The sequence below is a fragment of the Cronobacter dublinensis subsp. dublinensis LMG 23823 genome, assembly GCF_001277235.1.
In the GTDB taxonomy this organism is placed as follows: Bacteria; Pseudomonadota; Gammaproteobacteria; order Enterobacterales; family Enterobacteriaceae; genus Cronobacter; species Cronobacter dublinensis.
Genome location: NZ_CP012266.1, coordinates 4,078,335 through 4,098,733, shown reverse-complemented (window position 1 = coordinate 4,098,733; position 20,399 = coordinate 4,078,335). Strand labels below are relative to the sequence as shown.

The following is a 20,399-nucleotide window of genomic DNA, read 5'->3' as shown; positions in this document are numbered from 1 at the left end:
GGTTTTTGCTTTTTCAGGCCGACTCTTACTGGTCAGCCGCCGGGCCGCAGCCGCCAATCATTTTGGAAATCGAAATGGCCGGATGGAGCAGGTAGTCGTAGCTGCAGGTTTTGTTTTTATTTTCGATATGGCCGGTGCAGGCGGTCAGTGATGAAAGCGCGGCAGCCAGCATGGCGAGTTTAATCAGATTTTTCATTGTGCATCCCTATTGATGATATGTCCTAAATTATTGATATGAATATCGTTAACGATGATTCATGCCGGGAGGATATATGCGGTTTTCAGGGAGCGGAGTCAATGTCGGCAAACGGACTTGCGGCGAGCGTAAGCCCGGCGCGGGCGCTGTGTGTCAGCGCCGCTGGTTGTCGATGGTCAGGGTGACGCGGTTAGCGCGGCAGAACAATTCGGAATAGTGCACGGGGCGCTGGTGCTGGTCGAAGGCGATTTTGCTGATGCGAAACAGCGGCTCGCCCAGCTCGCATTTCAGCCACTGCGCCTCGGATTTGGTGGCGGTGAAAATATCGATAGTTTTTTTATCGCTCACCACCTGCGTGTCGAAGCGTTCCTGAAACAGCTGATAGGTTGAGGCGCCCGCGGTATAGATTTCGTCAAAGCGCGAATAGCGGGCAAGCGGGATCCAGGAGCCGTCGATAAACAGCGGCTCGCCGTCGAGATACATCACCCGGCGCAGCAGGAACATCTCGCTGCCGCCCGGAATATTGAGCCGCTCGCAAAACGGATCGGCGCTGACGCGCGCCTGCTCAATCACTTCTTCTTTGGTCGGCTTGCCCTGCGAGACGCCGAAATCGGTAAAGCCGCTTACCGTCAGCAAGGCGTTTTCCACTTTCTTGCTTTGGACAAACGTGCCTTTTCCCTGCCAGCGGATCAGCACGCCATCTTTCACCAGATCGCTGATGGCTTTGCGAATGGTGATGCGGCTGACGTCGTAGAGCGCGCACAACTCGCTTTCCGTCGGGATCTGCTGACCGGCCTGGTAGACGCCGTGCTCAATGTCATCAAGCAGGCGCTGGCGCACGGTGGCATAAAGGAGTTGATGGGAGTAGCGCTCCGTAGCTGGCATGAATCGACCCTGAAATTGGAGAAAACGTGGGGATGATTATAAGAGTCTTTATCGGGGAGTGACAGGACGTTGGCGTGAGCGACGTCACGCCAACGTTGCCCTTACCAGGCACCGTGATAACCGATCGTCTGCGCGGCGCATCGGGTGCCCTGTTTCATCGCATCAACCAGCGGCAGCCCCACCGCGACAGCGCAGAGGAAACCGGCGATGTACGCGTCCCCGGCCCCCATGGTATCGACGACCTCGACCGGCTCCGGCGGCATCCGCCAGAACTGGGCGCCGTCCCACGCCAGGCTGCCGTGCTCGCCGAGCGTGGCGATAGCGACACCAGCGCCGCACTCCACCACCGTTTGCAGGCGGTCCCGCAGCCAGGGCGTCTCTTCGTGCGCAGAGGCGAACACGTAATCGAGATGTTCCGGCAGCGTGCGCCACAGCGGGCTTTCCCATTTATCCGCGAAATCAAACGAGAGCGTTTTCCCGGCCGCCTTCAGGGCCGGAAACGCCGTGTCGGCATGGCCCCAGATGGCGGAGTGAATGATATCGAAGCCAGACAGCCAGCGAAGATCGTCTTCACTCACCGTGAAGTCTGCCATTACGCCTTCGGTATAGTCGCCAAGAATGCGGTCATTGTTGCGAAGCTCTACCTGCGTCTGGGCCGTCACGCCCGGTTTGACAGGCAAATGCGAGATATCCACGCCGTGCTGCGCCAGGTCGCGTCTGAGCATCTGCCCATACTCGTCATCCCCGACCCAGCTGACGCAGGCGGGCTGCATGCCATAGCGGGTGCTGTAAACTGCCACATTGACGGCGTTGCCGCCGGAATAGGCCTTGCCGAGCTGCGGATAGATATCGACGCAGTTATCGCCGACTGTCGCCAGCTTTTTCATAGCGCCTCCTCTGGCATCAGGTCGCGAAAGCGCGTCAGCGCCTGGCGAGCATAAAGCCGCGGCTCATTCATATACATGGTGACCAGCTCGATAGTGCAATAGCCGTTGTAACCGCGGTCGATAATGTCGCGCATCAGCTCGCGCAGCGGCATTTTGCCTTCGCCGGGGATATAGTGGCTGTCGCTCGCGCCGTCGCTGTCCACGATATGCAGATGACGCAGCTTATCGCCGAGCTTATCGAAGTAACTCATCACCGGCTCGCCCTGTACAAACGGCGCGCAGATATCGACCATGCTGTTGAGGCGCGGCGAAGGCACCATTGAGAGCGCCCGCAGCACGTCATTAGCGTTGCAGACCACATTAGATTCATAAGGCGTGAGCGGCTCTAACAGCAGGTCCATGCCGATATCTTCTGCGAAATCCGCCAACTCGCGCAGGTTATCGGCAAGGCGCTGCCAGATTGCATCCGGCGTCGAGAGGTAACCCGCATGGGCGGCGGAAATCATCGTAAAGCCCGCCTCCATCTCTTTCGCCATTTCCATCGCGAGCTTAATCATATCGAGACTTTCCCGACGCATCCGCTCATCGCCCAGCATCATGTTATACGGATAGCCGTTGGTTTCCGGCGTATAGCCGATGATTGGCATTTGATACACCCGCGCCAGTTCTTTCACATGCTTAATGCCGCCGGCGTTGAGATCCGGCGCAAACGCGTGCGGCCTGCCGCCCCACAGCTCCAGCCCGTCATAGCCCAGTTCGTGCGCGTCGCGAAAGGCGTGCTCCAGCGGCAAACGCTGATGCCCGCAGGTAAACATACCCGTTTTCATAACCCTTCTCCTTGCATCAATGCCCGGCCCGCGCGCAGGCCGGGCGGGGGAATTAATACTCGACGATGCCGCCGTAATAGCGACGGTCGTCCGGGTTGTGGTCTTTGTAGATGGAGAGGTAGTAGCAGAGCCACTCCATCGGCACGAACATCAGGAACGGCGCGAGCCACGGGTGCAGGCCTTGCGAGATTTCGGCGTAGTCAATAACGATGACATTATCGGTACGCTCACGTACAAAGCGGATCGCGCGCTCGGTGGTATGGCGGCTCTCATCATTGCCCAGCAGGAAAAGGAACGGCACGCCGGGCTCGACGATTTCCAGCGGCCCGTGGCGGAACTCGCCGCTCTCAATGACCGAGCCGTGGGTCCACGTAAATTCCATCAGCGTCACGATCCCCTCTTTGTAGCCGAGTGGGCGCAGCGGGCCTGCGGACACGGTGTAGATCATCGGCCACTGCGACGCCTGCTCGCCCAGCTGGCGGCCTTTTTCTTCCCAGGTGCGCACCAGATGGCCCAGCGCCTGCGGCAGCTTGCGCAGATCGTTTTTGATTTTGCCGGTCTCGGCATGTGGCGCAAGGCGCGTGATCATCTCCAGCACCACGCTGTAGCAGAGCAGCAGATGAATCTCCCAGATGCAGTCCGCTTCATACGCCACCACGTGTTCGGCGGCCTGCACAATCGGGCTGTCCGGGCGCTTGGTGAAGGCTGCGGTCAGCGCGCCGCAGGCGGCACCCAGTTCCAGCGCTTTGATGACCTCTTCCGTTTTGCCGTAATCGGAGACGCCAATCACCGCGCATTTTGAATCCAGGCGGTACGGCGTGTTGTCGCAGAACTCCCAGCCGGAGATCGCGTAAACCTGCAGGCTGGAGAAGCGGTCCGCGAGGTGCTTCGCCGTCTGCGCCGCGTTAAGCGGCGAGCCGCAGGCGACGAAGTAGATGCGGTCGATGCCGCGCTTAATCATCTCGTCGACGATGGCATGCACGCGCGGGACATCCTTCTCCAGAATTTTTTCCACCTCCTGAACCATGTTTTCGGTAACCAGGAAATCTACGGTGCTTTTATCGATGTTCAGCATGAAACGACTCTCCAGACAGGGTTAAGAAATGTGAGCCAGACGGCGGTTGCGCTTTTCCCAGAAGGCGTAAGCGGGCAGGCCGGTGGCGATAACAATCAGGGCGCAGATAAGGCCCGGAACGGGCGCCCACACGAAGGTGGAGGCGACCAGGATGAGGCTTGATGCGATGGCGGCGAAGGTCATCAGGCCGAAGGCCGGGGTACGCCACAGCGGTTTGTAGTCTTCGCGCTTGCGACACCAGATGATGGAGCCGAAGGTGAGGGTGTTTTTAAAGCACATCACCAGCGTGAAGTAGCCCAGCAGGCTGGTCAGGTCGGAAACAAAAATGAAGAAGATACCGAGCGCGCACTGCAAAATAATCGAGACGTCCGGCGTGTTGTATTTCGGGTGAACGTGGCCGAAGCATTTGAAAAATAGATTGTCTTTCGCCATCGCGTACTCCAGGCGCGGCTGGTACATCACGCAGCTGGAGAGCGACCCCAGAATCACAATCATCGCGGTGACGGCGACAAAAATGCCCGCCACGCTGCCGAGCGCCGGAATATACGTCAGCGCATCGGAAATCGGCGTGCCGGAGGCGGCCAGCTTGTCGAACGGCATCAGCCCGGAAATCACCAGCGCCAGCAGCGAGTAGAGGACCAGCACCAGCAGGCAGGAGCCAATCAGCGCCCGCGGCATGGTTTTGCCGGGGTTTTTGATTTCGCCGGTCATGTAGCAGATAGACGCCATACCGGTGTAAGACCAGCTGGTTGCGGAGATGCCCGCCAGCAGCGCCATCACGCCTGCCGCCGCGCCGGTGGTGGCCGTCGTGGCGGGCGCGGTGAAGTTATCGCCTTTCAGCCAGAAAATGCCGACGCCGATAACAATGGCGAAGGGGATGATCTTGGCAATGGTAATGAGCGTCTGGAACGTGGCCCCGCCTTCCACCGAGCGCAGGTGCAGCAGCATAAACGCGAGTATCAGCCCGGTGGCGATAAGCTTGCCGGTCAGCGGGTCGATGACGACCAGAAAACCGAGGTTACTGACAATCGCCAGCGCCATGATCGAGAGCGAGGGCGCGTCGTTGGCCCAGAAGCTGGCCCAGCCGGAGAGAAACGCCAGCGGTCGGCTACCGGCGTTTTTCAGGTAGACATAATCTGCGCCGTTTTCGGGGTAGGCGGTGGAGAGCTCCGCATAGACGCACATCTGCGGGATAACAATTAAACCGCCAATCACGAAAGCGAGCACCGTCAGCCACGGGGTGCCTGCCGCTTTCGCTACTTCACCAACCGAAACGAAAATACCGGAACCGACGGTCGTTCCGACGGAAATGGCCAGCACGGCCCAGAAGCCGAGCTTGCGTTGGAGTTCCTGGCCTTCCATATCGTTACCTTTTTAGTTTTCAAATGGAGTTGTAGGGGTTCAGAGCGCATCGTCGGAATGAAGGCAGCAGGAGGCCGCATGACCCGAAACGGCGCAGGCCATGAAAAGAGTCGCTATGCTGTTTTCATAATGAGATGACGCATAACGAATATAACAACATATGATGAATTGTATTGGCGAGGCAGATCACAAAATCGCCGTATGTTAGCGATATGTAATATATTTATGACTTATGTATTTGAAATATAAGAGAAGAAAGTTTCAGGCCAGCGGTGCTGGCCTGAGAAGGGTTATTTGGACGAGAACCAGTTGAGCTTATCGCGTAGCGCCACGACGCGGCCCACAATAATCAGGCTCGGGCTTTCCACCTGCTGCGCCAGCGCGCCAAGCCCGGTTAATTCGCCTGTCACCACGCGCTGTTTCACGCTGGTGCCGTTTTCCACCAGCGCGACCGGCATCGCCGGATCCATGCCGTGCTCAATGAGTTTTTCCTGAATCGCGGCGGCCTGGTTTAAGCCCATATAGAACACCAGCGTCTGTTTTTCCGCCGCCAGATTGTGCCAGTCGAACTCGCCGCCGTTTTTCAGGTGGCCGGTGATGAGGCGCACGCTCTGGGCGTAATCGCGGTGGGTCAGCGGCAGGCCCGCGTAGGCGGAACAGCCGGACGCTGCCGTAATGCCCGGCACGACCGAGAAGGGAATGCCCGCCTCGCAAAGGGTTTCGAGCTCTTCGCCGCCGCGCCCGAAGATAAACGGATCGCCGCCTTTAAGGCGCACCACGCGTTTACCGCGCTGGGCCTCGCGCAGCAGGATCTGGTTAATCTCCTCCTGCGGCACGCAGTGAAAGCCAGCGCGCTTGCCGACAAACACGCGATCGGCATCGCGGCGCACCAGATTCATGATGTCATCTGAGACCAGGCGGTCATAAACCACGATATCCGCCTGCTGGATTTGCTGTAATCCTTTGATGGTTAACAACCCCGGATCGCCCGGCCCTGCGCCCACCAGCACGACCTCGCCGCGATCGTCGAGCGGTTCGTTGAGCAGCGTGTCGGTAATGCGGGTCACGGCCTGTTCGTCGTCGTTCGCCAGCGACTGTGCAAGGCGATCGTTGACGAAAAATTTTTCCCAGAAGCGGCGGCGCTCGCTCATGGAGCTGAAGGTTTGTTTCACGCGGCGGCGCAGCTGCCCGGCGTAACCGGCGACTTTGCCGAGGTGCTGAGGAAGCAGCGCTTCGAGCTTTTCGCGCAGCAGACGGGCCAGCACCGGCGAGGTACCCCCGGAGGAGACCGCCACCATCAGCGGCGAGCGGTCGATAATCGACGGCATGATGAAGCTCGCCTGTTTCGGCGCATCCACCACGTTGCAGAAGATACGGCGCGCTTCGGCGGCGTCGCTGACGGCGTTGTTGACCTCGTCATCATCCGTGGCGGCGATCACCAGCCAGCATTCATCCAGCAGGCGGGCGTCAAAAGCGCCCGGTGCCAGCGTCAGCATGCCCTGTTCAGCCCAGGCTTCAAACTGCGGCGCAAACGCCAGCGCATTGACCGTAAGCGTAGCGCCTGCCTCCAGCAGCAGACGCGCTTTACGCTCCGCAACATCGCCGCCGCCGACCAGCAGGCAGGCGCGATTGCGTAACTGACAAAATATCGGCAGGTGATCCACGGCGTATCCTTCTTAACGAGCGGTTTCTGGTGCGGTCTGCGCGGCAGCCTGCGGGCGCTCTGCTTTCGGGGTAGCATACCAGTAACCCAAACCCATGAACACGGCGCCAGAAAGGGTATTGCCGAGGGTTACCCACAAGAGGTTATGGCCGATACCACTGAGTGTGAAGGCCTCGTTGTGATGGCCGAACCAGGAGAGCGCGAACAGCGTCATATTGGCGACGGAGTGCTCATAGCCTGAGGCGATAAAGGCCAGCAGGCACCACCAGATAGCGATGAATTTGGCCGCGCCTTCGGTGCGGATCGCCATCCAGATAGCGAGGCAGACCAGCCAGTTGCAGAGCGCGCCTTTGAAGAACAGCACGGCGGCGGGGGCGCTGGTTTTCGCGAGCGCGACGGTGTGCAGAAGGCTGGTGTCCACCGGCAGCAGGCTACCGCCGCCCCAGCTGTAAAGCAGGGCGACAAACACCGACCCTGCCAGGTTGCCAAGCCAGGTTTGCGGCAGGATAGTCCACATCTGACCGTGGCTGATGGCGCCCGCTTTTACGCCGAGCGTCAGGAACATGGTGTGACCGGTGAAAAGTTCGGAGCCGGCGATAATGACGAGCGTCAGCGCGATGCCGAACGTAGCGCCCATCACCAGCGGACGCACGGCAGGCTCAAGCAGGTTGCCAAGCGTGAAAATCAAAATAATCCCGAGCCCCACGTAGGCGCCCGCCATCGCGGAGCTGACCCAGAAACCCAGAGGATTATTTGCCGAGAGGCGAGCGATGCGGGCCGCATTCGCCGCGCACTTGTTGATCGTGTCGGTAAACATAGTGGTTATCCTAAAAAGTGAGTGAAATCAAAAAGTAAAAAGTTCGCCTGATGGCGGCGCGTCGGTGTCCCGCGCGCGTATTTGTTGTTGTCCTTAACGGGCGCCCCGGTAAGCGGAACGCCGATGGAACATTTTTTTTGAGTGCTGGCGCGTTAAGCGCCGTGGTGGATGCGCTGCGCTTATCCACCCTGGAACGTGTATCGGGCCGAAGGGCGGGTAAGCGCAGCGCACCCGCCGGAAACCCGGAAGGTTACGCCTTAACCTGTACCTGACCGTCCTTCACGCGTGCTTCGAAATGCGCTACGGAACGGCTTTCATCTTCCATACAGAGCCCGTCGCGCAGGCGGAAGCGCTGTTTTTTCAGCGGGCTTGCCACCCACAGGTCACCCTGATGTTCGGCGATAATGCCGCGCGACAGGACGCTTGCCTCGAAAAACGGGTCGATATTGCTGATGGCGTAGACCTCTTCGTTAGCGCGCGGACGGAAAACCGCCACCTGATGTTTACCGACCAGCGCGCAGACGCCGGTTGCCGGGACAATATCCTCAAGCTTGCAAATGGTGTTCCACTGGCTCATACGGTTTCCTCCACGAAGGTGACGGGGATACGCTCATAAGGCGTGGCCGGACGATGCTGCTGGCGCTCCGGCACCACCTGCACGTTCGGGTCGCGGCGATCGCTGTTGACGAAGTGTTTGAAGCGGCCCTGCGCCTGCGGGTTGTTGACCGTTTCGGTCCACTCGCAAATCACCGCCTCGCGCAGGCGGGTCATTTCGGCTTCCAGCTGGCTGTTGAGGCCCAGTTTGTCGTCGATAATGACGCGCTTCAGGTAGTCGATGCCGCCTTCCATGTTGTCCAGCCACGGCGCGGTACGCGTCAGTTTGTCGGCGGTGCGGATGTAGAACATCATGAAGCGGTCGAGATAGCGCACCAGGGTCTCTTTATCGAGATCCGCCGCCAGCAGGTCGGCGTGGCGCGGTTTCATGCCGCCGTTGCCGCAGACATACAGATTCCAGCCTTTTTCGGTGGCGATGATGCCCACGTCTTTGCCCTGGGCTTCGGCGCATTCGCGCGTGCAGCCAGAGACGCCGAATTTCATTTTGTGCGGGGTGCGGATGCCTTTGTAGCGGTTTTCCAGCTCGACGCCGAAGCCCACGCTGTCGCCGACGCCGTAACGGCACCAGGTGCTGCCGACGCAGGTTTTCGCCATGCGCAGCGCTTTGGCGTAGGCGTGACCGGTTTCAAAGCCCGCGTTAATCAGCTGACGCCAGATTTCCGGCAGATCATCTTTCTGCGCGCCGAACAGGCCGATGCGCTGAGAGCCGGTGATTTTGGTATAGAGATTAAATTCGCGGGCGATGCGGCCCACTTCCATCAGCCCTTCCGGGGTGATTTCGCCGCCCGCGGAGCGCGGGATGACCGAGTAAGTGCCGTCTTTCTGGATATTTGCCAGGAAGTTGTCGTTGGTATCCTGCAGCGGCGTGTGCTGCGGTTTGAGGATGTACTCATTCCAGCAAGAGGCCAGCAGGGAGCCGACGGTCGGTTTACACACTTCGCAACCGTAACCCTGGCCATGTTTTTCCAGCAGTTCGTCAAAGGATTTAATGCCTTCGACGCGGATCAGGTGGTAAAGCTCCTGGCGCGAGTAAGCGAAGTGCTCGCACAGGTTGTTGGTCACTTCGATGCCCTGTTTGGCGAGCTCGGCGTTCAGCACCTGCGTCACCAGCGGGATACAGCCGCCGCAGCCCGTACCGGCTTTGGTTTCCGCTTTCAGCGCCGCAACGGTGTGGCAGCCTTTATTGATAGCGGCGATAAGCGCGCCTTTGGTGACGTCAAAACAGGAGCAAATCTGCGCGCTGTCCGGCAGTTTATCGACGCCAATAGACGGTTTGCCCTGGCCCGCGTGCGACGGCAGGATCAGCGAGTCCGGGTTTTCCGGCAGCTCAATGGCGTTCAGCACCAGTTGCAGCAGGTTGCCGTAATCGCTGGTATCGCCCACCAGCACTGCGCCGAGCAGCGTTTTATTGTCTTCGCTGACGATGAGGCGTTTGTAGACTTCTTTGCTTTCGTCGAGGAACACATAGCTGCGGGATTTCGGCGTGCGGCCATGCGCGTCGCCGATGCCGCCGACATCCACGCCCAGCAGTTTCAGTTTGGCGCTGAGGTCTGCACCTTCAAAGTAGTTGCTGGCGTTGCCAAGAATATGGTCGACCGCCACCTGCGCCATTTTGTAACCCGGCGCCACGAGGCCGTAGACGCGGCTGTTCCAGCTGGCGCATTCGCCGATAGCGTAGATGTCCGGGTCGGAAGTCTGGCACCGATCGTTAATCATGATGCCACCGCGCGGGGCGATGGCCAGATCGCACTGTTTAGCCAGTTTGTCGCGCGGGCGGATGCCGGTGGAGAAGACGATAAAGTCGACTTCCAGCTCGCTGCCATCGGCAAAGCGCATAGTTTTACGGGCTTCGACGCCCTGCTGCACGATCTCCTGGGTGTTTTTGCTGGTATGCACCCTGACGCCCATGCTTTCGATTTTACGACGCAGCTGCTCGCCGCCCATCTGGTCGAGCTGTTCGGCCATGAGCATCGGCGCGAACTCAATAACGTGGGTTTCGACGCCTAAGTTTTTCAGCGCGCCCGCGGCTTCAAGCCCGAGCAGACCACCGCCCACCACTGCGCCGCGTTTGCTGCGGCGTGCGCAGGCTTCAATCGCGTTCAGATCTTCAATGGTGCGGTAGACAAAGCAGTCCTGCGTTTCGGCGCCTTTGATCGGCGGGATCCACGGGTAGGAGCCGGTCGCCATAATCAGTTTGTCGTAATAGACAGTGCGCCCGGCGCTGGAGTGGATCACTTTCTCCTGGCGGTTGATGGTGATGGCGCGCTCGCCCACCAGCACTTTCACGCCGTGCTTGTCGTAGTAGCCTTCGCGGACCAGCGACAGCTCTTCAGCGGTATGATGAGAGAAGTAGGAAGAGAGGTGCACGCGGTCATAGGCGATGCGCGGCTCCTCACAGAAGACGGTGATGTCGAACTGGCCTGGATCGGCTTTATCGAGAAGGTCTTCGATAAAGCGGTGACCAACCATGCCGTTACCGATAATAGCGAGTCTGACTTTGCTCATTTTTGCCTCGATTTCTTTTCTATTACCGCCTACCTTAACGATTCAGCCCCCCCGCTTATTGATGTAAATCAATTACACCTTTATATACCTCTTAATGGGTATATCCTTGATTTTTGTAGGTTTTTATAAGTGCTGGAATTGATTAGAGTTTCGCGAATGTTCGTTTTTTGAACCGTGGTGGAATGAATTTTCGCCAGAATGGTTTACGGCATGAATAGCGGGTGTAGCGTGAAAAAAGGCACAAACGAGGGCAGGACGAGAAGCGAAAACGGTGGGGGAAGATAAGGAAAGTTGTCCCTTCCCTGGCGGGAAGGGACAGAGGAGGCTTAGTGCGCCGCCGCGGTTTTCGCGTGCTGGCGATGGCGGGTCACAAAGCCCAGCGCAAAGCACATCACAAACACCACAGCGTAAAGACCGTTAGCGGTAAACAGCGCCGCCTGCGGACCGTGATTCGCCACAATCGGACCGGTCACGATAAAGGTCAGCATGGTGCCGACGGTGCCGCAGGTGAGGATAAAGTTAACCAGTTTCGGCGAGGAGACTTTGGTCTGCTGCGAGCCGAGCGTAATAATGGTGGTATAAATCGCGCTGGAGAAGAACCCGAGCGCCAGAATGAACCACGCCATATGTTCCGGCTTGCTGGTAATAAAGAAGTACATCAGCACGGTGGCGAGACCCGCCAGCACGGTCAGGATACGTTGCAAGTCAAAGAAGCGCAGAACGAAGCTGAAGACCCACATGCCAACCATGTAAGACATCCAGAAGTTGCTCACCAGCGTACCGGCGTCGTTCAGGTTCATGCCGAGGCCTTTGGTGGCGTACTCCGGCACCCAGCCAATAAAACCGAGCTGGCCCAGAATGTAGCAGAGCGCGGCGATGGAGAGGAACAGCACGCCCACGCCCCATTTTTCTTTGGCGACCGGCTGGTTTTCCTGCGGAGCATGTTTGCCAAGTACCGGGAAATCGCAGCCGAAGGTCAGGATGAAAATCGCCACGTAGACCAGGCCGATGCAGGCATAAACCCAGTACCATTCAATGCTGCGCGCCAGCAGGAAGGCGGCGACCATCGGGAAAATCATCCCGGCCATGCTGAAGAAGGAGTCGGTAAACAGCAGGCGGGAGCCGCGCTGGCGTCCTTCGTACATGTGCGTAATCAGGAAGGTCCCGATCGACATCGTTATCCCGCTCACCAGGCCGAGCACGAACATCGCGCCGGAGAAGAGCGTCAGGCTCTTACTGAACATCAGCGCGACGACGGCGAGCACCATCAACACAAAGCCAAAGCGCAGCTGGGTTTTCAGCGGCACGATTTCCATCAGCCAGGCGTTTAAAAAGATAGAGATCAGGATCCCGGCGTTCAGGAAGGTAAAGGTGTTACTCATGCTGGATACCGGCAGATGGAAATAGTCTGCGATATTGCCCATCACCATCCCGGTGACGATTACCAACGCGCCGGTGAGGGCGTAGGAAAAAAAGCTGATCCATGTGAGCTTAATACGGTTGCTGTTAGTCATGACTGGCCTGTGAATAGAAGTGTAAAGCGCGTTGACGGCGCCGTGAACATGGGCATTCTAGGGCGTAATGTGATCCAATAAAACAATCATTGATCACATGCTGTGTAAAACGACATTGTTTATATGATGGTCGTCACATAATTTCACACGCCTGATCCGATGAGCGCGTTTTCGCTGCGCGCTGGTACGTAAAACCAGGTAAATCTCTGGCACGTCATGCGATCGCTATTTAGAATCGACCCACTTGCTTTTTTCTGCTTCGTAAGGAATTCGTCATGCTCAAATCCACACTGGCGGCTGTTGCGGCTGTATTCGCGCTTTCTGCCCTTTCTCCTGCCGCGCTGGCGGCAAAAGGCGACCCGCACGTTCTGCTTACCACCTCTGCGGGAAATATTGAGCTGGAACTGAACAGCCAGAAAGCGCCTGCGTCGGTTAAAAACTTCGTTGATTACGTCAACAGCGGTTTTTACAACAACACCATTTTCCACCGCGTGATCCCGGGCTTTATGGTGCAGGGCGGCGGCTTCACGGCGGATATGCAGCAGAAACCGACCAATGCGCCGGTGAAAAACGAGGCGGATAACGGTCTGCCGAACACGCGCGGCACCATCGCAATGGCGCGCACTGCCGATAAAGACAGCGCCACCAGCCAGTTCTTTATTAACGTCGCCGACAACGCCTTCCTGAACCACGGCCAGCGCGACTTCGGCTACGCCGTTTTCGGTAAAGTGGTCAAAGGCATGGACGTCGCCGATAAAATCGCCCAGGTGCAGACCCACGACGTCGGCCCGTACCAGAATGTGCCGTCCAAACCGGTGGTGATCCTCTCCGCGAAAGTCCTGCCGTAACCCTCTTCCTGACGCGGGCAGGCTTGCCCGCGTCGTCTCGCTCCCGGCAAACCGGCCCATTGCTGCTTATACTTGTGGCACACGGGGTTACGTTCAGGGAGGCAAAATGGCCAGAAAACTCACCGACAGACAAAAGTCCCGGCTCTGGGACGCGCAGAAAAATCACAATTTCCAGGCCAGCAACCGGCTGGAAGGCATCGAGGTGCCTCTGGTGACCTTATCCCGCGAAGAAGCGCTGGCGCGCATTGAAGAGCTGAGGGGGCACTATGAGCGATAAATTCGGCGACGGGCGCGACCCCTATTTCTGGTCCGGTAGCGATGTGCTGCGCAACCGGCTGAACATTCATGCCGCGCAGGATCTGCAACACGCCGAGCGCGAGCTGACCTCGCTGCGCGCGGCGACGCTTGAACTCGGCCCCGTCCAGCGCGGGCTGCCGCACCTGTGTGCTATCCACCGCCAGCTGTTTCAGGATCTCTACGAGTGGGCGGGCGAGCTGCGAGAAGTGGATATCTACCAGGGCGAGACCCGCTTTGCGCATTTCGAATATCTCGAAAAAGAGGGCAACGCGCTGATGCAGGCGCTGGAAGATGAGGATTATCTCGTCGGGCTGGAGCCGGACGCGTTTGTCGCGCGTCTTGCGCACTATTACTGTGAAATCAACGTACTGCATCCATTTCGTACCGGCACCGGGCGCGCCCAGCGCGTGTTCTTTGAACAGTTGGCGCTGCACGCGGGCTACAGCCTCGACTGGCGGGATGTCGATGTCAACGACTGGCGCGCCGCGAATCAGGCGGGTGCGATGGGCGACCTGGCGCCGCTTGAGAAAATCTTCGCGCGCGTAGTGAGCGAGGCACGGGAAAGCGAGTAAACTGGCGCGGTTCTTTTTTTCGGAGCCGCCATGTTACTGCTTATCGACAACTACGATTCTTTCACCTGGAACCTGTTTCAGTATTTCAGCGAGCTGGGCGCAGAGGTGGTCGTCAGGCGCAATGACGAGCTGACGCCTGACGATATCGACGCGCTGGCCCCTGCGCATATCGTTATCTCTCCCGGCCCCTGCACGCCCAATGAAGCCGGTATCTCGCTGGAAGTCATCCGCCGCTACGCCGGGCGTCTGCCCCTTCTCGGCGTCTGTCTCGGCCATCAGGCTATCGGCCAGGCATTTGGCGCGGCGGTCGTGCGCGCGCAGAACGTCATGCACGGCAAAACCTCGGCTATCCGGCACAACAACACGGGCGTGTTCGCCGGGCTCAATAACCCGCTAACCGTGACCCGCTACCACTCTCTGATTATCGACCGCGCCACGCTGCCCGCCGAGTTTGAGATAACGGCCTGGACAGACGAGGGCGAAATCATGGGCATCCGGCATCGCCATCTGGCGCTGGAAGGCGTGCAGTTCCACCCGGAAAGCATTCTGAGCGAACAGGGCCATCAGCTCCTGGCGAACTTTCTGACGCGCTGAATTTTTATTGCCTTTTAGTGATTTTTTATTCATATTTTGTGCTTATCTTTTCATGTGCGATGGCACATTTACTGGATGGGCATGAAATGGCAACTGAAAAAACAGCAATTACGCGCGCCACCTTCGATGAAGTGATCCTGCCAATTTATGCACCGGCTGAATTTATTCCGGTGAAAGGCAAGGGCAGCCGCGTCTGGGATCAGCAGGGCAACGAGTATGTCGACTTCGCCGGCGGCATCGCGGTGACGGCGCTCGGCCACTGCCACCCGCGGCTGGTGGCGGCGCTGAAAGCGCAGGGCGAAACGCTCTGGCACACCAGTAACGTTTTCACCAACGAACCCGCGCTGCGCCTGGGGCAAAAGCTGGTGGACGCCACGTTCGCCGAGCGCGTTGTGTTTATGAACTCCGGCACCGAAGCCAACGAAACCGCGTTCAAGCTGGCCCGTCATTACGCCATCACGCGTCACAGCCCATACAAAACCAAAATCATCGCGTTTTATAACGCCTTTCACGGACGTTCGCTGTTTACCGTCTCCGTGGGTGGCCAGGCGAAATACTCCGACGGCTTCGGCCCGAAACCGGCAGATATCATCCATGTGCCCTTTAACGATCTCGACGCGGTTAAAGCGGTGATGGACGACCACACCTGCGCGGTCGTGGTGGAGCCGGTACAGGGCGAGGGCGGTGTGACCGCCGCGACGCCGGAATTTCTGCGCGGCCTGCGCGAACTGTGCGACGCCCATCAGGCGCTGCTGGTATTCGATGAAGTGCAGTGCGGCATGGGCCGCAGCGGTAAGCTCTTTGCCTATATGCACTACGGCGTGACGCCGGACATCCTCACCAGCGCCAAAGCGCTGGGCGGCGGCTTCCCGGTGAGCGCGATGCTGACGACGCATGAGGTGGCCTCGGCGTTTCACGTCGGCTCCCACGGCTCCACGTATGGCGGCAACCCGCTGGCCTGCGCGGTGGCGGGCGAGGCGTTCGATATTATCAATACCCCGGACGTGCTGAACGGTGTGGCGCACAAGCGCGAACAGTTCGTGCAGCATCTGAAGAAAACCGGCGAGCAGTACGGCCTGTTCAGCGATATCCGTGGTCTGGGCCTGCTGATTGGCGCCGAGCTGGCACCCGCTTTCCACGGACGAGCGCGCGATCTGCTCTACGCGGCAGCAGCCGAGGGGGTAATGGTGCTTAACGCCGGGCCGGACGTGATGCGTTTCGCGCCGTCGCTGCTGGTGGAGAGCACCGACATTGACGAAGGCATGGCCCGTTTTGCCCGCGCGGCGGCGCGCGTGGTGAACGGCTAATCAGCGTGACTGGCTCAGGCGCCGCCTGAGCCAGATGCCGTGGTGGGGCCGCTGGCGCCACGCCACGGAAGAGATCGTGTGCATGGTGCGCAGATGATCGAGAATACGCAGCAGGTGATGCTCCATCACGCTGAGCGGCCCTTCCGGCAATACCTCTTCGCCCTCCAGCACCGCCTCGTTTTGCGTCTCGCCCGGCGCGTCATATTCCAGCCGCTGCTGACAGCGTTGCAGCGCGATTTCACAGGCCTGTAAGTAGCGCGCCGCCGTTTCCTGCGTCAGCGAGGACTGCTCGCGCGCCAGCGTCGTTATCGCGTTGATGTGCTCGACGATAAACTGGCTGTGTGTCACCCACAGGCGCATATCCTCCAGATACTGGCTGTTAAAGCCCGGCTCCTGCATCGCCTGATTAAGCGAGTTATAGAGCGCGTTATGCGCCTGGTTGACGCGCATTCGCTGCCAGGCGAGCGGCGCGGGCTGCGGATCGTCGCTCAGGATCAGGCGCAGCGCCTCCTGGTCGGCTTCCAGCGCGTCGTGCGCATTCTGGCGCAACAGGCCGCTTTGCCACTGCGGCCAGAGCCAGACCATGCCCGCGAAGGCGATAAGACAGCCTGTCAGCGTGTCTATCAGGCGCGCCACGATGTACTGCTCGCCGTTGAGCGTCAGCAGTTGCAGCGAATAGACTGCCGTCACGGTGAAGCCAATCATCGCCCAGCCGTAATTACGCCGGATAATGAGATAGCTGATTAACGTCACCAGCAGCATGCCGAGCAGCGTATAGCCCTGCGGCACGTTCAGATGCAGCGTGATGCCCGCAATGATAAGCCCGGCGAGCGTGCCGCCCGCCCGGTGCAGAATGCGCACCCGCGTCGCGCCGTAGCCGTTTTGCGTAACAAAGAGCACCGTCATCAGGATCCAGTACGGCTTCGGCAGCTGAAACACGCTCGCCAGCAGGCCCGCCGCCGCGAGCATCACGCCAAGCCGCGCCGCCGTGCGCAGCGCCGCCGATTTGAACGACAGATAGCTTTTCAGCGCGGGCAGGAGCGGCAGGCGGCGCTGACCGTTGTCCATTAAATCGCGGGCATAAAGCGGGCGCTGGGTACGCAGCACACGGGCGATGCGGCTGAAATGGTATTCGCAAAACTGCCCGACCGGGTTGTCAGGGTGCTGGCGGGCGATTTTTGCGAGCGCCTCGATCTGCTTGTCCATCGTGAAGCGGCGCGAATAGCGGTGATAGAGGATATCGTCGGAGAGCGTGCGCAGGCGCGTCGCCACGGTTTGCGCCGTCCAGCGCAGCACCTCTTCAGCGTGGCTGCGCTCCACCAGCTTTTGCACTTCACCGGGTTGATGCAGCGAGACCGAGATATGCTCCTGGAGATCGAGCGCCACCTGAAAGGCGCGCAGCAGGCGCTTGTAGCCGTTCTGTCGGGTCGCGGCCAGCATCTGCAACTGCTGATAGCATTGGCTTATCTGATCCACCACTTTTTGCTGATGCACCAGCAGGGGCGGCAAGGCCTGCTCCGGGTCGGTATGGCGCGTCAGCAGGCTGTATTTAGCCTCGCAGTAGTCGGCGAGGCTTTGATAAATCAGGCTTAACGACTCGCGCAGTGGCTGTTCGCGCCATAGCCAGAACCAGAAGCCGTTAAACGCGCCATACCAGAGCGTGCCGAGAACATAGAGCAGCATCGGCTGCCAGACGGGCATATTCCCGGCGAGGCTTAACGTGAAAATCGCCGCGATAAGCGATGCGGGCAACAGGCGTGCATGCAGCGGGCTGATTTCCGCTGTCACGCCGAGCAGCAGCGCCAGCATCAGCAGAATGAGCGGCAGCGGCACCGCCTGCAACAGCAGAAACTGCACGGCGAGGCTGCTTAACGCAAACAGCGACGCGCCGATGATGAGCCGTTTGAAGAAGCGTTTATGCGGGGTATCGAGACCGGCAATGTTGCAGCACGCGGGCACCAGCGAGAACAACAGCCCCTGTTGTAAGTGACCCAGCAGCAATCCCACTGCGACCGGCAGGCTTAAGATCAGCGTTTGCCGCAAAGCGTAATTGATTTCAGGGTGATAGATAAGACGACGCCACATAGGGGAGAAGTATAGAAACAAAAACGGCGTGTTACCGAAGCGACACGCCGTTTTTTTCAGGAACCTTAGCGGGTTCCGTAAACCACGATGGTTTTTCCGTGCGCGGAGATCAGGTTCTGATCTTCAAGCATCTTCAGGATACGGCCCACGGTTTCGCGGGAGCAGCCCACGATCTGGCCGATTTCCTGACGGGTGATTTTGATCTGCATGCCGTCCGGGTGAGTCATGGCGTCCGGCTGTTTGGCGAGATTCAGCAGCGTCTGCGCGATGCGGCCCGTCACGTCGAGGAACGCCAGGTTACCGACTTTTTCAGAGGTGACCTGCAGGCGACGCGCCATCTGCGAAGAGAGACGCATCAGAATATCCGGGTTTACCTGAATCAGCTGACGGAATTTTTTGTAAGAGATCTCAGCCACTTCACAGGCAGTTTTAGCGCGAACCCAGGCGCTGCGCTCCTGACCTTCCTCGAACAAACCCAGTTCGCCGATGAAGTCTCCCTGGTTCAGGTACGAGAGGATCATCTCCTTGCCCTCTTCATCTTTGATCAGCACTGCCACTGAGCCTTTGACGATGTAGTACAGCGTCTCCGCTTTTTCACCCTGGTGAATCAGCGTGCTCTTAGATGGATACTTATGAATGTGGCAATGAGACAAGAACCATTCAAGAGTCGGGTCTGTTTGCGGTTTGCCAAGCACCATGCGCGGTTATCCTCTGTTTTAAACTGGCTCCAAAGACAGGGCGCGTAACCCCTGTCTGGCTTTGCAATCATCATCTTCCCGCATCCAGGGAAGTTGGCTGTCCGTGGACGTCGCAGCCGATAAATTGTCTCTCCTCTGCATACATGCGTAACATCAATGTATCGCCGCTGCATCCAGACTGTTTTAGCATAGCTTTTCACAGGTGTCTCCTGTTGTCTCGTTTCAGCTTGACGCAGGTCGCCTTCCGTTGCCTCTTATGACGGGGCCGAGTAATCTGTCAGTAAAATGAATAGCCTGGAGCGATTATCATGCACGCACGAGTGAAATGGGTGGAAGGCTTAACCTTCCTGGGCGAGTCGGCGTCAGGGCACCAGATCCTGATGGATGGCAACTCCGGCGACAAAGCGCCGAGCCCGATGGAAATGGTGCTGATGGCCGCCGGCGGCTGCAGCGCGATCGACGTGGTCTCTATTCTGCAAAAAGGCCGTCACGACGTGACCGACTGCGAAGTGAAGCTCACCTCCGAGCGTCGCGAAGAGGCGCCGCGCCTGTTTACGCATATCAACCTGCATTTCGTTGTGACGGGTAAAGAGTTGAAAGATGCGGCGGTTGCGCGTGCGGTAGACCTGTCGGCGGAGAAGTATTGTTCGGTCGCCTTGATGCTTGGCAAGGGCGTGAATATTACCCATTCGTACGAAGTGACAGAAGGGTAAGCGTGTGACGGCGGGCGGCGCTGCGCTGACCCGCCCAACGGCTTATCGATACGGCGTTACTGTATCTCCTTGCCTTCCATCAGTCGCTGCACCAGCGGCAGCATGATGAGTTCCATCGCCAGCCCCATTTTGCCGCCCGGCACCACCAGCGTATTGATGTGCGAAATAAACGAGCCCTGCAACATCGCGAGCAGCCAGGGGTAATCGATATTGTCCAGGTTGCGGAAATGGATAACCACGAAGCTTTCGTCGAGCGACGGAATGCTTTTGGCGGCGAACGGGTTAGAGGTGTCCACCGTTGGCACGCGCTGGAAGTTGATATGCGTGCGCGAGAACTGCGGCGTGATGTAGTTGATGTAATCCTCCATCGAACGCACCACGGAGTCCATCACCGCCTCGCGGGAATGCCCGCGCTCGCTGGTATCGCGGATCATTTTCTGGATCCACTCCAGGTTGACGATAGGCACCACGCCCACCAGTAAATCGACATGCTTCGCCACGTCGTTCTGCGGCGTCACCACGCCGCCGTGCAGGCCTTCATAAAACAGCACGTCGGTCGGTTCCGGCAGCGGCTGCCAGGGCGTAAAGGTGCCCGGCACCTGGTTCCAGGGCACGGCTTCATCGTAGGTGTGCAGATATTTGCGCGACTGCCCTTTGCCGGTCAGGCCGTATTCCACAAAGGTTTGCTCCAGCAGGCCGAAATCATTCGCCTCCGGGCCGAAATAGCTGATATGGCGGCCCAGATCGCGCGCCTTGCGAATTGCCATGTCCATTTCCGGGCGCGTATAACGGTGAAAGCTGTCGCCTTCCACTTCGGCGGCGTGAAGATTCAGCTGGGCGAAGATTTTACGAAACGCGAGGCTGGTGGTCGTGGTGCCCGCGCCGCTGGAGCCCGTGACGGCGATAACCGGATGTTTGGCAGACATAGCGAGACAACTC

At 58.8% G+C, this 20,399-nt stretch carries 20 protein-coding genes; 6 read left to right on the top strand and 14 right to left on the bottom strand.

Going from position 1 to position 20,399, the window contains the following annotated elements; genetic code table 11:
• Window positions 1–25: 25 nt before the first annotated feature.
• From AFK67_RS22325 to tsgA, 11 genes are all read right to left on the bottom strand, one after another.
• Window positions 26–196, bottom strand: coding sequence for a YhfL family protein (locus tag AFK67_RS22325; protein ID WP_007720716.1), 171 nt, complete (start codon window positions 194–196; stop codon window positions 26–28).
• A 153-nt stretch (window positions 197–349) separates the two neighbouring features.
• Complete coding sequence (locus AFK67_RS19040) at window positions 350–1,081, bottom strand: GntR family transcriptional regulator (protein ID WP_007720719.1); 732 nt, start codon at window positions 1,079–1,081, stop codon at window positions 350–352.
• Window positions 1,082–1,182: 101 nt separating this feature from the next.
• Window positions 1,183–1,968 carry a fructoselysine 6-kinase gene (frlD, locus tag AFK67_RS19035; protein WP_007720722.1) on the bottom strand — a complete coding sequence of 262 codons (786 nt, stop codon included), beginning with the start codon at window positions 1,966–1,968 and terminating at the stop codon, window positions 1,183–1,185.
• Window positions 1,965–2,795 carry a fructoselysine 3-epimerase gene (frlC, locus tag AFK67_RS19030; RefSeq protein ID WP_007720724.1) on the bottom strand — a complete coding sequence of 277 codons (831 nt, stop codon included), beginning with the start codon at window positions 2,793–2,795 and terminating at the stop codon, window positions 1,965–1,967. The genes frlD and frlC overlap by 4 nt, the downstream gene beginning before the upstream one ends.
• Before the next feature lie 52 nt (window positions 2,796–2,847).
• Window positions 2,848–3,870, bottom strand: a complete 1,023-nt coding sequence (gene frlB / locus AFK67_RS19025) for a fructoselysine 6-phosphate deglycase (RefSeq protein ID WP_007720727.1) — start codon at window positions 3,868–3,870, stop codon at window positions 2,848–2,850.
• Window positions 3,871–3,891: 21 nt separating this feature from the next.
• Complete coding sequence (gene frlA, locus AFK67_RS19020; RefSeq protein ID WP_007720730.1) at window positions 3,892–5,232, bottom strand: fructoselysine/psicoselysine transporter FrlA; 1,341 nt, start codon at window positions 5,230–5,232, stop codon at window positions 3,892–3,894.
• 290 nt (window positions 5,233–5,522) lie between these two features.
• Entirely contained in the window at window positions 5,523–6,896 is a 1,374-nt protein-coding gene (gene cysG, locus AFK67_RS19015) for a siroheme synthase CysG (protein ID WP_007720734.1), read from the bottom strand.
• Between the two features lie 12 nt (window positions 6,897–6,908).
• Window positions 6,909–7,712, bottom strand: a complete 804-nt coding sequence (gene nirC / locus AFK67_RS19010) for a nitrite transporter NirC (protein ID WP_007720737.1) — start codon at window positions 7,710–7,712, stop codon at window positions 6,909–6,911.
• Between the two features lie 250 nt (window positions 7,713–7,962).
• Window positions 7,963–8,289, bottom strand: a complete 327-nt coding sequence (gene nirD / locus AFK67_RS19005; RefSeq protein ID WP_007720743.1) for a nitrite reductase small subunit NirD — start codon at window positions 8,287–8,289, stop codon at window positions 7,963–7,965.
• Window positions 8,286–10,832 (bottom strand): nitrite reductase large subunit NirB, encoded by a 2,547-nt coding sequence (gene nirB, locus AFK67_RS19000; protein ID WP_007720746.1) that lies wholly within the window; start codon window positions 10,830–10,832, stop codon window positions 8,286–8,288. The genes nirD and nirB overlap by 4 nt, the downstream gene beginning before the upstream one ends.
• Before the next feature lie 326 nt (window positions 10,833–11,158).
• Window positions 11,159–12,346, bottom strand: coding sequence for an MFS transporter TsgA (gene tsgA / locus AFK67_RS18995; RefSeq protein ID WP_007720748.1), 1,188 nt, complete (start codon window positions 12,344–12,346; stop codon window positions 11,159–11,161).
• A 275-nt stretch (window positions 12,347–12,621) separates the two neighbouring features.
• Between tsgA and ppiA the strand changes: the two genes are divergently transcribed.
• The 5 genes from ppiA to argD all read left to right on the top strand — a co-directional run bounded on the left by ppiA (window position 12,622) and on the right by argD (window position 15,964).
• The gene (ppiA, locus tag AFK67_RS18990) at window positions 12,622–13,194 is read left to right on the top strand and encodes a peptidylprolyl isomerase A (protein ID WP_007720751.1); all 573 of its coding nucleotides are present in this window, start codon (window positions 12,622–12,624) and stop codon (window positions 13,192–13,194) included.
• A gap of 106 nt (window positions 13,195–13,300) precedes the next feature.
• Complete coding sequence (locus AFK67_RS22320; RefSeq protein WP_007720754.1) at window positions 13,301–13,471, top strand: FicA/YhfG family antitoxin; 171 nt, start codon at window positions 13,301–13,303, stop codon at window positions 13,469–13,471.
• Window positions 13,461–14,063 (top strand): putative adenosine monophosphate-protein transferase Fic, encoded by a 603-nt coding sequence (locus tag AFK67_RS18985; protein WP_007720757.1) that lies wholly within the window; start codon window positions 13,461–13,463, stop codon window positions 14,061–14,063. Before AFK67_RS22320 ends, AFK67_RS18985 begins: the two co-directional genes overlap by 11 nt.
• A gap of 30 nt (window positions 14,064–14,093) precedes the next feature.
• The gene (gene pabA, locus AFK67_RS18980) at window positions 14,094–14,657 is read left to right on the top strand and encodes an aminodeoxychorismate synthase component 2 (RefSeq protein WP_007720760.1); all 564 of its coding nucleotides are present in this window, start codon (window positions 14,094–14,096) and stop codon (window positions 14,655–14,657) included.
• An 86-nt stretch (window positions 14,658–14,743) separates the two neighbouring features.
• Window positions 14,744–15,964, top strand: a complete 1,221-nt coding sequence (argD, locus tag AFK67_RS18975; protein WP_032967143.1) for a bifunctional acetylornithine/succinyldiaminopimelate transaminase — start codon at window positions 14,744–14,746, stop codon at window positions 15,962–15,964.
• Here argD and AFK67_RS18970 read toward each other — a convergent pair whose 3' ends face one another.
• Together AFK67_RS18970 and crp are read right to left on the bottom strand one after the other, a co-directional pair.
• Window positions 15,965–18,049: a YccS/YhfK family putative transporter gene (locus tag AFK67_RS18970; protein WP_007720766.1), complete on the bottom strand. Its 2,085-nt coding sequence runs from the start codon at window positions 18,047–18,049 to the stop codon at window positions 15,965–15,967.
• Between the two features lie 65 nt (window positions 18,050–18,114).
• Window positions 18,115–18,747: a cAMP-activated global transcriptional regulator CRP gene (gene crp / locus AFK67_RS18965; protein WP_000242758.1), complete on the bottom strand. Its 633-nt coding sequence runs from the start codon at window positions 18,745–18,747 to the stop codon at window positions 18,115–18,117.
• A 308-nt stretch (window positions 18,748–19,055) separates the two neighbouring features.
• Here crp and AFK67_RS18960 point away from each other — a divergent pair, with 308 nt between their 5' ends.
• Window positions 19,056–19,460 (top strand): OsmC family protein, encoded by a 405-nt coding sequence (locus AFK67_RS18960; RefSeq protein ID WP_038884627.1) that lies wholly within the window; start codon window positions 19,056–19,058, stop codon window positions 19,458–19,460.
• A 56-nt stretch (window positions 19,461–19,516) separates the two neighbouring features.
• Here AFK67_RS18960 and AFK67_RS18955 read toward each other — a convergent pair whose 3' ends face one another.
• Complete coding sequence (locus AFK67_RS18955; protein ID WP_007720770.1) at window positions 19,517–20,386, bottom strand: phosphoribulokinase; 870 nt, start codon at window positions 20,384–20,386, stop codon at window positions 19,517–19,519.
• Between the last annotated feature and the right edge of the window lie 13 nt (window positions 20,387–20,399).